The organism is Arthrobacter sp. 10L424, from assembly GCF_056395325.1.
Genome location: NZ_JBFTJH010000010.1, coordinates 14,928 through 26,843, shown reverse-complemented (window position 1 = coordinate 26,843; position 11,916 = coordinate 14,928). Strand labels below are relative to the sequence as shown.

Genomic DNA, 11,916 nt, shown 5'->3' with positions numbered 1-11,916 from the left:
CTGGCCGCCGGCGCAGCGGATCTAGCTGAGCATCGACAGCACTTCGCTGAACTTAGCCGAGGGCCGCATGGCTGCGGTGGCCTTGGCCGCGTCCGGGTGGAAGTACCCGCCGAGGTCCACCGGGGAGCCCTGGACGGCCAGAAGCTCGCCGACGATGGTCTCCTCGCCGGAATCCAGCGCACCGGAGACAGCGGCGAACGCCGTCGCCAGCTCGGCGTCGTCGGTCTGGCGCGCCAGCTCCTGGGCCCAGAACTTGGCCAGATAGAAGTGGCTGCCGCGGTTGTCGAGTTCGCCGGCCTTGCGCTTCGGGGACTTGTCCTCCAGCAGGAAGGTGCCGGTGGCGCGGTCCAGGGTGTCGGCGAGGACCTGCGCACGGGCGTTGCCCGTGGACGTGGCGAGGTGCTCGAAGCTGACGGCGAGCGCCAGGAACTCACCCAGGCTGTCCCACCGCAGGTGGTTTTCCTTGAGCAGCTGCTGGACGTGCTTCGGAGCGGAGCCGCCGGCGCCGGTCTCGAAGAGGCCGCCACCGTTGATCAGCGGCACCACGGAGAGCATCTTGGCGCTGGTGCCCAGTTCCAGGATGGGGAAAAGGTCCGTGAGGTAGTCGCGGAGCACGTTGCCGGTCACCGAGATGGTGTCCTCGCCCTTGCGGATCCGCTCGAGCGTGAAGGCCGTAGCCTCCACCGGGGACATGATGGCGATCTGCAGGCCCTCGGTGTCGTGCTCCTTGAGGTACTCCTCAACCTTCGCGATCATCCGGGCGTCGTGCGCGCGGCCCTTGTCCAGCCAGAAGATGGCCGGGGTGGCGGACGCACGGGCGCGTGTGACGGCCAGCTTGACCCAGTCGCGGATCGGCACGTCCTTGGTCTGGCAGGCGCGCCAGATGTCACCCGGGGCGACCTGGTGCTCGATCAGCACCGTGCCGGCGTCGTCGACCAGCTGCACCGTTCCGGCGGACTGGATCTCGAACGTCTTGTCGTGGCTGCCGTATTCCTCGGCGGCCTGGGCCATCAGGCCGACGTTCGGGACGGTACCCATGGTGGTCGGGTCGAAGGCGCCGTTGGCGCGGCAGTCGTCGAGGACTACCTGGTAGATGCCGGCGTAGCTGCTGTCCGGGAGGACGGCGAGGGTGTCGGCTTCCTGGCCGTCGCGGCCCCACATGTGGCCGGAGCTGCGGATCATGGCAGGCATGGAGGCGTCCACGATCACGTCGGAGGGGACGTGCAGGTTGGTGATGCCCTTGTCGGAATCGACCATGGCCAGCTCGGGGCCGTCGTTCAGGCCCTTCTGGATGCCGGCCTCGACGTCGGCGCGGATCTCTTCGGGAAGGTCCGCGAGACCGTTGAGGATGGAGGCGAGGCCGTTGTTCGGGCTCAGGCCGGCGGCCGCGATCTGGGCGCCGTAGGTGTCGAACAGTTCGGCGAAGTACGCCTTGACGACGTGGCCGAAGATGATCGGGTCCGAGACCTTCATCATGGTGGCCTTGAGGTGGGCGGAGAACAGCACGCCCTCTTCCTTGGCGCGGGCAACCTGGGCGGCGAGGAAGGTATCCAGCGCGGCGGCGCGCATCACGGTGCCGTCGATGACCTCGCCGGCGAGGACGGGGAAGGCACGCTTGAGGACCTTGACCGTGCCGTCTTCCTTGACCAGCTGGATCTTGAGGTTGGTGTCCGCCTCGATGACCACGGACTTCTCGTTGGAGCGGAAGTCATCGGCGTCCATCGTGGCAACGTTGGTCTTGGACTCCGGGGTCCACGCGCCCATGCTGTGCGGGTTCTGGCGGGCGTAATTCTTGACGGAGAGCGGCGCACGGCGGTCCGAGTTGCCTTCACGGAGCACCGGGTTGACGGCGGAACCCTTGATCTTGTCGTACCGGGAGCGGATGTCCGTCTCCTCGTCCGAGGACGGGTTGTCCGGGTAGTCCGGCAGGGCGTAGCCCTGGCCCTGGAGTTCCGCGATGGCGGCCTTCAGCTGCGGCACGGAGGCGCTGATGTTCGGCAGCTTGATGATGTTGGCTTCCGGCGTCTTGGCGAGGGCGCCGAGTTCGGCCAGTGCGTCACTGACGCGCTGCTCTTCGGTGAGGTAGTCGCCAAACGATGCGATGATGCGGCCGGCCAGCGAAATGTCGCGGGTCTCCACTTCCACACCGGCCGTCGAAGCGAAGGCTTCAACAATCGGCAAGAACGAATAGGTAGCCAGCATCGGCGCTTCGTCGGTGTGGGTATAGATAATCTTTGCCATTGCTCGGGCGTCTCCCTGAAGGTCTGGGTATTTCCGGAATCTTGTGTTATCTCAACACCCCTAACTTACCCGAGGGAGCCGGGTTGCCGCCTACCGGCGTCGGAGGACCCGGACTCCGTGACGGCCGCAATCAGCTTTGACAAGAATTGACAATCGACTTTACAGATTCGTCAAAGTCCCGTAGTTTCGTTCCATCACAGCGGCCACCACCAGCGGCCGCCCCGCTTTCCACCGGTTAGGACACCCATGAGAACACGCAAAACTCTTGCCACCAGCCTCCTCAGCCTCTCGGCCGCGGCACTGTTGGCACTGAGCGCCGCGGGCGCCGCGAGCGCGGCCCCGGCACCCGGCAAAGCCCCGACAGAGACGTCGGGCGTCACCAGCCACACCGTCGTCGAGACTGGCGGAGCGGAATACTGGACGGCGGAGAAGATGCGCAACGCCATCCCGGGCGACGTGCTGGCTGAGAGGGCCAAACAGCGGAGCGCCAACTCGAAGGCCGCCGCGAACCGGCCCGCGGAAGCCGGAGCGCCGAGCACCGTCGAGGCCCAGTCCCCGAGCCTGCAGGCCAAGGCAGTGACGCCCAAGGCGAACGCCAGCGAGTCCCCGGTCAAGCACATCGGCAAGGTCTTCTTCACCCTGGGCGGCGCCAACTACGTCTGCTCCGCCAACTCGGTGTCCTCCGCGAACAAGAGCACGGTCTCCACGGCCGGCCACTGCCTCAACGAGGGCCCGGGCGCCTTCGCCACCAAGTTCACGTTCGTCCCGGCCTACCTCAACGGCTCCGCCCCCTACGGCATGTGGACGGCCAAGGCCCTCTACGCCCCGACCCAGTGGAGCTCCGGCGGCGACATGACCTACGACACGGGCTTCGCTGTCATGAACACCCTCAACGGCCAGAAGCTCGCCGACGTCGTCGGCGCCTCCGGTGTGCAGTTCAACGCAGCGCGCGGCCTCAGCTACAAGGCGTTCGGCTACCCCGCGGCGGCGCCGTTCAACGGCGAGTCCCTCAAGAGCTGCAGCGGCACCGCCTCCAACGACCCGAACAACCCGCAGTTCAACACCCAGGGCATCTCCTGCAACATGACCGGCGGTTCCTCCGGCGGCCCCTGGTTCATCGGCTCCAGCTCGTCCGGCTACCAGAACTCGGTCAACAGCTACGGCTACGGAACCAACTCCACCAAGATGTACGGCCCGTACTGGGGCTCCGTCATCCAGCAGGCCTACAGCAGCGCGGCAGCCGCCTAGGCCCGCTGCCAGCCACACAAACACCAGCGCGGGGTCACTCGAGGCCCATCTCCAGCAGCGGGGATGGGCCCAGGTGGCCCCGCGTTGGCGTGTCGTCCCGGTGTTTCGGGCTGGTTTCTCACGGTGGCCGGGACATGCCCTCCCCTGGAGCCCGGGACTGGACATAACCCTCTTCTGCCCAGTTTCCGGCGCGAACTATGGGCATGTCCCTCGACGCGCACCTGCCCGCAATCCACTCCGCACCATCCAGCCGCGGGGACATGCCCCTCCCCCGGGACTCAGGCCTGGACATAATCCCAATATGCCCGCCCGCGGCCACGAAAAATGGACATGCCCTCCGCAAGGGGAGGACATGTCCATTCTTGGTGCCGCCAGGGCCGGATTGACCGCGCGCCACCGATCTCGACGTCGTCGGGCGCGGCCCCTTAGTGGAAGAAGTGCCGGGCGCCGGTGAAGTACATTGTGATGCCCGCGGCGTTGGCTGCGGCGATGACTTCATCGTCCCGGACCGAGCCGCCGGGCTGGACGACGGCGCGGACACCGGCGTCGATCAGGATCTGCAGGCCGTCGGCGAACGGGAAGAACGCGTCCGACGCCGCCACCGCGCCACGGGCGCGCTCGGGGGCGCCGCTGGCATCAGCGTTCGAGGCACCGCCGGCACCGTCAACCTCGGACTCCACCGAAACACCCAGCGAGTTGGCCCTCTCGACGGCGAGCTTGCAGGAATCAAGCCGGTTGACCTGGCCCATGCCGATGCCCACGGCGGCGCCATCCGAAGCCAGCAGGATGGCGTTGGACTTGGCTGCGCGGCAGGCGGTCCAGGCAAAGGCGAGGTCAGCCAGGGTGTCGGCGTCGGCGGCAACACCCGCGGCGAGGGTCCAGTTGGCCGGGTTGTCGCCGTCGGCGTCCACCCTGTCCGACATCTGCACCAGCACGCCGCCGGAGACCTGGCGGATTTCGGAGGGGTAGCGGCCGTAGCCCTCGGGCAGGGCCAGGAGGCGGATGTTCTTCTTCTTGGACAGGATCTCTACCGCCTCGTCCTCGAAGCCGGGCGCGATGACGACCTCGGTGAAGATGCCGGCGACGGTCCGGGCCATGCCCGCGGTGACCGTGCGGTTGGCCGCGATCACGCCGCCGAACGCGGAGACCGGGTCGCAGGCGTGCGCCTTGGCGTGCGCGTCGGCAATCGGGTCCGCCGCGGAGGCCGAACCCACGGCCACGCCGCAGGGGTTGGCGTGCTTGATGATTGCGACGGCGGGCTCGGCGAAGTCGAACGCGGCGCGCAGGGCGGCGTCCGCGTCGACGAAGTTGTTGTAGCTCATGGCCTTGCCGTGCAACTGGTCGGCCTGCGCGATGCCGGCCGGCGCGGCCTTGTCCACGTAGAGGGCGGCCTGCTGGTGCGGGTTTTCGCCGTAGCGGAGCACCTCGGAGCGTTCCAGGGCCAGGCCGGCGTACGCGGGCCAGTCGATGACGCCGTCGCCGTCCTCGTCGAGGAACTGGCTCGCGGTCCAGCTGGCGACGGCGGTGTCGTAGGTCGCGGTGTGCGCGAAGGCCTTGGCGGCGAGCCGGCGCCGGGTCTTCAGGTCAAAGCCGCCGGAGGCAGCGGCAGCCACCACGGAACTGTATGAGGACGGGTCCACCACAATCGCGACGGCGGCGTGGTTCTTCGCGGCGGAGCGCACCATCGCCGGGCCCCCGATGTCGATCTGCTCGACGACGTCGTCCTGCGCGGCGCCGGACTTGACGGTCTCCACGAACGGGTAGAGGTTCACGACGACGAGGTCGAACGGCTCGATGTCCATCGACGCGAGCGTGTCCATGTGGGCCGGGACCCGGCGGTCGGCGAGGATGCCGCCGTGCACGCGCGGGTGTAGGGTCTTGACGCGGCCGTCCAGCATTTCCGGAGAGCCGGTGACCTCTTCGACTTCCTGCACAGGGATGCCGGCGGCGGCGATCTTCTTGGCGGTGGAGCCGGTAGAGACGATCTTGACGCCGGCGTCGTGCAGGCCCCTCGCGAGCTCCTCCAGACCGGTCTTGTCGTAGACCGAGATCAGGGCCCGGCGAATGGGAACACGGTCGATGGATACACGGTCAAGCTGCGTGAAGCTCACAAAAGTCTCCGTCTTATATCGCGGCGGGGCCGCGGGTGGTGGGGATGCGGCCAGTTTATCGCGTCGGCGCACTCTGCCGTCCCGCCGGGATGCCCGCGCGCCGGAGTATGAAGCACACGCAGGCCGCGGCCGGGCCACGTAGAGTTTTCCCAGGAGGCTGAGATGAATACGTACACCACTGTGCCCAGCGGCGAACAGGTGGTCCAGGAACTGCCGTGGCGCTGGAAGGTGCAGGGCCGGATCTTCCTGATCGGCGGGTTGGGCTTTATGTTCGACGCCTGGGACGTCACGCTCAACGGGATCCTGATTCCGCTGCTGTCCAAGCACTGGTCCCTCAGCCCGGGCGAGGCCGCCTGGATCGGCGCCTCGAACCTGATCGGCATGGCCCTTGGCGCCTTCATCTGGGGCACCATCGCGGACACCATCGGCCGCAAAAAGGCCTTCACCGCCACACTGCTGATCTTCTCGGTCTTCACTGTGCTGGGCGCGTTCTCCCCCGACTTCCTCTGGTTCGTCGCGTTCCGCTTTATGGCCGGCTTCGGCCTGGGAGGCTGCATCCCGGTGGACTACGCCCTGGTGGGCGAATTCACGCCCCGCAAGCAGCGCGGCAAGGTCCTCACCGCGATGGACGGCTGGTGGCCCATCGGCGCCGCCCTCTGCGGCTTCATCTCGGCCGGGCTGGTGGCCCTGTACGGCGACTGGCGGCTGACCATGCTGGTGATGGTCCTGCCGGCGCTGCTCGTGTTCTGGGTCCGCCGCAGCGTCCCCGAATCACCGCTGTTCCTGATCCGCAAGGGCCGCCGGGACGAGGCCGCCAAGGTGATCGACGACCTCGTCGCGGCCACCGGGGCCGAACCGCGCGTCTACAGCCTGCCGGAGGCGAAGGACGCCCCGAAGCTCTCCGCCGGCAGCGCCTGGACCCAGCTGCGCTTGCTCTGGCAGTACGACTGGAAAATCACGACGGCGGCCTGGTCCCTGTTCTTCAGCATCCTGCTGGTGTACTACCTGTCCCTGACCTGGATGCCGCGGATCCTGATCGGCGCCGGCTTCGAGGAGTACAAGGCGTTCCTCACCACCGCCTCCATGGCCGCCGTCGGGCTCCTGGGCGTGGTGGTGGCCGCGCTGCTGGTGGAGCGGGTGGGGCGCAAATGGATCCTGGCGATCACCGGCCCGTTGTCCGCACTGACCCTGGTGATCGTCGCGATCGTGGTGGACATCCCGACGGCGGCCGTGTTCTGGCTGCTGGTGTTCGGCTTTGTGGTGCAGGTGGCCATCCCGGTGCTCTACGCCTACGTCTCCGAGCTCTACCCGACGGAGCTGCGCGGTTCCGGCTTCGGCTGGGCCTCCACGTTCTCCCGGCTCGGGGCCGGCTTCGGCCCGCTGATCTTCGCGGCGTTCCTCTGGCCGGAGCTGGGCCTGGCGACGTCGTTCGCGATCGCCGGCGTGTTGGTTCTGCTGAGCGTGCTGTGGATGGCGTTCTTCGCCCCGGAGACCAAGCAGCGCCACCTCTCCTAGCGCGTCCAGGACCCCGGATGCGCTATCACTTTTGGTGCTTCTGAACCGCTGTGAAGCACCAAAAGTGATAGCTCAACGGGGTGTTTCGGCGCCCGTCTCCGCGGCGAGCGAGGCCAGGGTCGCGACCAACAGCCGGCGCTCCACGACCTTGATCCGTTCGTGCAGGGAGTCTTCGGTCTCGCCGTCCCCGACCGCCACGGCTTCCTGGGCGATGATCGGGCCCGTGTCCACCCCGACGTCGGCCCAGTGCACCGTGCAGCCGGTGACCTTCACGCCATAGGCCAGCGCGTCGCGGACCCCGTGCGCGCCGGGGAAGGACGGCAGCAGGGCCGGGTGGGTGTTGAGGTACTTGCCGCCGAACGCGTCAATGAAGTCCGCGCTGACGATCCGCATGAACCCTGAGGACACCACGACGTCGGGCGCGCACGCGGCCACGGCGTCGGTGAGCGCGGCGTTCCAGGCGGCCCGGTCCGGGTAGGCCTTGAAGTCCACCACGAAGGTCGGGATTCCGGCGGCGGCGGAGCGCTCCACCCCGTAGGTTCCGGGCCGGTCGGCACCGACGGCGGCGATCTCAACCTCGAGCTGTCCCTCTTTTACGGCGTCGATGACGGCCTGGAGGTTGGAGCCGGTGCCGGAGACGAGGACTACGATGCGCATTGTCCTAGCTTATGGGGCCGCTCGCGTAGGCTGGAAAACATGAATCCCCCGAACGACCCCGCCGGCAGCCAGGGCGGCCAGCCGCAGGGCCAGCACCCGCTCAGTGACGCGGCCAAGGCCTCGCAGGCGAAGACCCACCTTCTGTTCCGCAGCTTCATCGTGGCGGTGCTGGGATCGTTCTTCGTCTACCAGTTGGACATCAATTACCTCTGGCTGAGCGCGCTCCTGACGGTGGCCGCGATCGTGCTGGGCATCATGGTGCTGGTCCGGTACGCCAGGTTCAAGGAATCCAAGTTCGTGCTGTTCGGGACGATTTCCGGGCTGGTGGTCCTCGCCATCCAGGTGCTGCTGCTCCTGTCCTCGGCGCTGTTCTTCAACCAGGTCCGGGACTACCAGCAGTGCAGCCGCGCCGCCCTCACCCAGCAGGCCGCCTCCATGTGCCAGACCCAGCTGGAAAAATCACTGCCGCAGTTCCGCTAAGAGTTCCGCCAGGCAGCGCGCCGCGTCACAACGACGCCGTCTCCAGGTCCGCTTCGCGCAGCTTCTGCTGGCGTTCCAGCCACGGCCCGGCAGCGTAACCGATCACGACGCCGATCCCCACTTCCGCGGCCACGAACAGTGCCGTCGTGAGCGGGTCGGGGCCGATCTCCGTGAGGCGTCCGATGCCGGCCGAACCCCGGGCCAGCCACGCCAGGCCTGCCGCGAACAGCCCGGCAACGCAGCCGACCAGCACGCCAAGCCACAGCGTGGAGACGGCGGCGGTGAACCAGCGCGCGCGGATCTTGATCGAGAGCCATTCGTCAAAGTGGTTTTCGCCCTCCCGGAGGAACCACCAGCCGGCCAGGGTCCCGGCGAGGACCGGCACCACAAGCGCCGCAACCCCGTAGTCCAGCGACCCGGCCGGCAGCGCCGCGAATACCGGGATCGACGGCAGCGGCCCGACGGCGGTGCCCAGGGCGCCGGCTTGGGAGCCGACGCCGAGGGCCACGCCCGCACCGGAGGTCCAGGCGAGCGCGAACACCGCCAGGTTGGGGAGGAAGCCGAGCTGCGCGATGGTGAGCACGGCACCGCCCAGGGCGCCGGCGTCGAGCGCTTCATACACCGCGATCACGAGGTTCCAATGGACGATCAGGGTGGCGGCGAGAAGTGCGCAGGACATCGCCAGGCTGGCCAGGAGCGCCACGAAGCCGGCTTTGATCGCGGACACGAGGTAGGACCCGGCCCAGCGCGAATGCTGGCTGGTGCGGGAGAGCCAGGCGACGGCGTCGACGCCGATTAGCCGGCTCCAGGAGCCTGCCTCGCGGCGGGCGCCGATCACCATGCCGAGCCCGAACGGGATCAGCGGGATGAGGGCGGCGGACCAGAGGCCCACGCCGACGTCGTGCGTGCGGCAGACGAAGCCTGTGGCCAGGCCGAACCCGGCGTACATCAGCCAGGAGCCGAGCAGCGCCTGCCAGAGCTGGTCCGTGTACGACGCCCGGGCGAGCCGACGGCCCGCGCGCCAGGCGAGCAGGAACGGGATGAGGGTGAGCCCGAGCGGCGTGAGCGACAGGACGCCGGATTCCGGCTGCGCCGCGGAGCCCGCACCGACCGTTTCGAGCAGCAGCGGAACCCCGTGGATCAGCAGCCAGGCCTGCCCGGCGAGGCGGGCCAGTACGTCGGCGGCGCCGTTCTGGAAACCGGCGGTGGCCCACACGGCGACGATCGGAGCGGCCACCACCAGGGCCGAGATGATGGCTGCCTGCGCGGACTCGAGGGCTCCCTGCAGCCACAACGGCATCGGAAGTCCACGTTCCCCGGTCTGATCAGCGCGCAGTTTCATCGTGATCCATCGTGCCACGTGCCGGGGATCCTGCCCGGTGCGACAGGCTCAACGGGCCGATTTGGCCGTGATTTTGCCCCGTTCCAGGGAGTGCGCCCTCACTTCAACTGGTCAGCTCTCCAGCGCTTTTTCGCCTACCCGGCCGTAAAATTGTACTGTCCGCAATCATTGGTTGGAGGCAGAAAATGACTACCGCATCTCCACATGCACATGGCGTTCACTTTGGACGGACAGATGTCCAGAACGTCGGCATGGGTGTAGGTATCGTCCTTATAGTCGTGGGCATCCTCGGATTCATCCCCGGCATCACCACGCAGTACAACTCATTGGCGATCGTTGGACCGAATTCCACGGCCCTGTTCCTGAGCCTGTTCCAGGTATCGATCCTGCTGAACATCATCCAGGCCCTCATCGGCACCGTCGGCGTAGTGATGTCCCGGAACAACCCCATGGGCGCCCGGAACTTCCTCATGGGCTTTGGCCTGCTTTACATCGTCCTGAGCGCCTACTCACTCATTGTCGGTGTGTCGTCGATGGCCAACTTCCTGTCGATGAATGTCATGGGTGCGTGGGGCTTTATGATCTTGGGCCTAGCAATGGTAGGCGCCGGTTGGCTGATGTCCAGGCATCTGGCCGAGGACGCAAAAACCCGGTAAGCGAACAACCGGGATAAAGGGAGCCGCGAATGAGTAACGTTTCATAGCAATCTGAAAATTCGTACTACCTGCTGGTGCAGTCGCCTCGCGGAAACGCAGCGACTGCACCAGCTTTCTTTGTGTTTGTGGGGATTGCGGGTGGGCTGCCACGCCGTCCGAGGCTCCACCGTTCGCCACGAATGGCCGCATTGAGCGCCCTGATAGCGACCATATGTGGCGAATCGCCGTGTTGTGGGCCAACTACGACGCCGCGGCCCGCCTGCTGGAGCAGAGGCTCGACGGCGGCACGGGACGGCGGAGCCCTGGAAACCGTGGGTTCGGAGCGCTCTCGTCTATTCGCCACGAATGGCCCCTTCGCCATCCACCGCCCTACTCATTCGCCACGAATGGCCCCTTTGAGCGCCCGGATAGCGACCATATGTGGCGAATCGGTGGGGGGCGAGTACGTACGCGCCCACACGCAGGGTCGCAACCTAGAACCGGATCAGGGAGTACGGAAGGCTCGGCAGGTTCCCCGCAGTCCAGGGCCGGTCCGACTTTTCCATCGGTAGCGTTCCGCGGCCGTCGCGGATCACCAGCACCACCGTGCCAACGATGGCGACCAGGGAAACCGCCGCCAGGATGATCAGCAGAACCACAAAGGACCCGGTCATGTCCAACACCTCTGTTATCAATTTTACTGCGGTCCGCGCCTGCGAGAATGGCCAGATGACCGCCATCATCCTGGGCTGGAACCCGGACCGCCGGAACCGCTGGAACTATCCGGCCGCCGTCGAACGCGTCGCCGCGACGGGACTGCACCTTGAGCGGTGGAGCGTGGGCGGTGACCAGATCGCCGCGGGCACGGACGCCTGGCTGCGCCTGCAGGGGGACCGCGGCCGGGGACTGATCGGCCACGGCGTAGTGCTTTCGGTGCAGCCCGCGACCGGGCCCAACGTTCCCGATCCACGCACTCCTGAGCCACACTCCCTCGATCCACGCGGGGCGACTCCGGACCAGGCCACGATCTATGTGCAGGTGGCCTTCGATTCGCTCTTGCCGCCCGGCGAGCAGATCGCCGTCGGCGTTCTCATAGACGCCGCACCCGGCATCCCGTGGGCCGGCGATCATGCCGAGGCGCTGATCGACGATCCGGCCGATGAAGCAGCGATCAGGACCCTGTGGCGCGACGTCGGGCCCCCGCCCGGCACGGATCCCACCCGGCCGGCCCCCGGCACTTACCCTCAGCACGCGGTCACCCGGGTCGAGGTCAACCGCTACGAACAGGACCCCGACGCGCGGCGGGCCTGCATCGCACACCACGGCACGAGCTGCGCGGCCTGCGGATTCTCCTTCGAACAGAAGTACGGCGAGATCGGCAGGGACTTCATCCCGGTGCACCACCTCGTCCCCGTGTCCCAGCTCGGCAGCGGCTACGAGCTCGATCCCATTTCCGATCTAGTCCCGCTCTGCGCCAACTGCCACGCCATGGCGCACCAGGGCGTGGGCACCCCGCGGACCGTGGCCGAGCTCCGGCGGGTCATCGGCGACGCCGGATTCCTCCGCGGAGCAACCGTCAGCCCCGAGGAACTGGAGGCACAGCGTGCCGCCCGGGAGCTCCTGGGACCGCAGTAGGCATAGCCGTTCGCCACATATGGCCGCTTCGCGCGCTTGCAGAGCGGCCCTA

Annotated in this window: 10 protein-coding genes; 5 read left to right on the top strand and 5 right to left on the bottom strand. The window is 67.4% G+C overall.

Annotated elements, in window-relative coordinates; all coding sequences use genetic code 11:
- Positions 1 to 21 precede the first annotated feature (21 nt).
- Positions 22 to 2,241 (bottom strand): NADP-dependent isocitrate dehydrogenase, encoded by a 2,220-nt coding sequence (locus AC1DC5_RS15525; protein ID WP_476865767.1) that lies wholly within the window; start codon positions 2,239 to 2,241, stop codon positions 22 to 24.
- 246 nt (positions 2,242 to 2,487) lie between these two features.
- On the opposite strand from AC1DC5_RS15525, the gene AC1DC5_RS15520 reads away from it, so the two are divergent.
- Positions 2,488 to 3,489 carry a trypsin-like serine peptidase gene (locus AC1DC5_RS15520; protein ID WP_476865766.1) on the top strand — a complete coding sequence of 334 codons (1,002 nt, stop codon included), beginning with the start codon at positions 2,488 to 2,490 and terminating at the stop codon, positions 3,487 to 3,489.
- A 425-nt stretch (positions 3,490 to 3,914) separates the two neighbouring features.
- Here the strand turns inward: AC1DC5_RS15520 and purH are convergent, their stop codons facing one another.
- Entirely contained in the window at positions 3,915 to 5,600 is a 1,686-nt protein-coding gene (purH, locus tag AC1DC5_RS15515; protein ID WP_476865765.1) for a bifunctional phosphoribosylaminoimidazolecarboxamide formyltransferase/IMP cyclohydrolase, read from the bottom strand.
- A 162-nt stretch (positions 5,601 to 5,762) separates the two neighbouring features.
- On the opposite strand from purH, the gene AC1DC5_RS15510 reads away from it, so the two are divergent.
- The gene (locus AC1DC5_RS15510) at positions 5,763 to 7,115 is read left to right on the top strand and encodes an MFS transporter (protein WP_441407160.1); all 1,353 of its coding nucleotides are present in this window, start codon (positions 5,763 to 5,765) and stop codon (positions 7,113 to 7,115) included.
- 72 nt (positions 7,116 to 7,187) lie between these two features.
- Here AC1DC5_RS15510 and purN read toward each other — a convergent pair whose 3' ends face one another.
- Positions 7,188 to 7,772, bottom strand: coding sequence for a phosphoribosylglycinamide formyltransferase (purN, locus tag AC1DC5_RS15505; protein WP_476865764.1), 585 nt, complete (start codon positions 7,770 to 7,772; stop codon positions 7,188 to 7,190).
- A gap of 39 nt (positions 7,773 to 7,811) precedes the next feature.
- Between purN and AC1DC5_RS15500 the strand changes: the two genes are divergently transcribed.
- Complete coding sequence (locus tag AC1DC5_RS15500; protein WP_476865763.1) at positions 7,812 to 8,252, top strand: hypothetical protein; 441 nt, start codon at positions 7,812 to 7,814, stop codon at positions 8,250 to 8,252.
- A 25-nt stretch (positions 8,253 to 8,277) separates the two neighbouring features.
- Here the strand turns inward: AC1DC5_RS15500 and AC1DC5_RS15495 are convergent, their stop codons facing one another.
- A complete protein-coding gene (locus tag AC1DC5_RS15495; protein WP_476865762.1) occupies positions 8,278 to 9,594 on the bottom strand; it encodes a cell division protein PerM in 1,317 nt (438 codons plus the stop codon).
- A 251-nt stretch (positions 9,595 to 9,845) separates the two neighbouring features.
- Here AC1DC5_RS15495 and AC1DC5_RS15490 point away from each other — a divergent pair, with 251 nt between their 5' ends.
- Complete coding sequence (locus AC1DC5_RS15490; protein WP_476865761.1) at positions 9,846 to 10,250, top strand: DUF4383 domain-containing protein; 405 nt, start codon at positions 9,846 to 9,848, stop codon at positions 10,248 to 10,250.
- Positions 10,251 to 10,723: 473 nt separating this feature from the next.
- Here AC1DC5_RS15490 and AC1DC5_RS15485 read toward each other — a convergent pair whose 3' ends face one another.
- Entirely contained in the window at positions 10,724 to 10,903 is a 180-nt protein-coding gene (locus tag AC1DC5_RS15485; protein ID WP_476865760.1) for a hypothetical protein, read from the bottom strand.
- Between the two features lie 55 nt (positions 10,904 to 10,958).
- Here AC1DC5_RS15485 and AC1DC5_RS15480 point away from each other — a divergent pair, with 55 nt between their 5' ends.
- The gene (locus tag AC1DC5_RS15480) at positions 10,959 to 11,864 is read left to right on the top strand and encodes an HNH endonuclease (RefSeq protein ID WP_476865759.1); all 906 of its coding nucleotides are present in this window, start codon (positions 10,959 to 10,961) and stop codon (positions 11,862 to 11,864) included.
- The last annotated feature ends 52 nt before the right edge of the window (positions 11,865 to 11,916 follow it).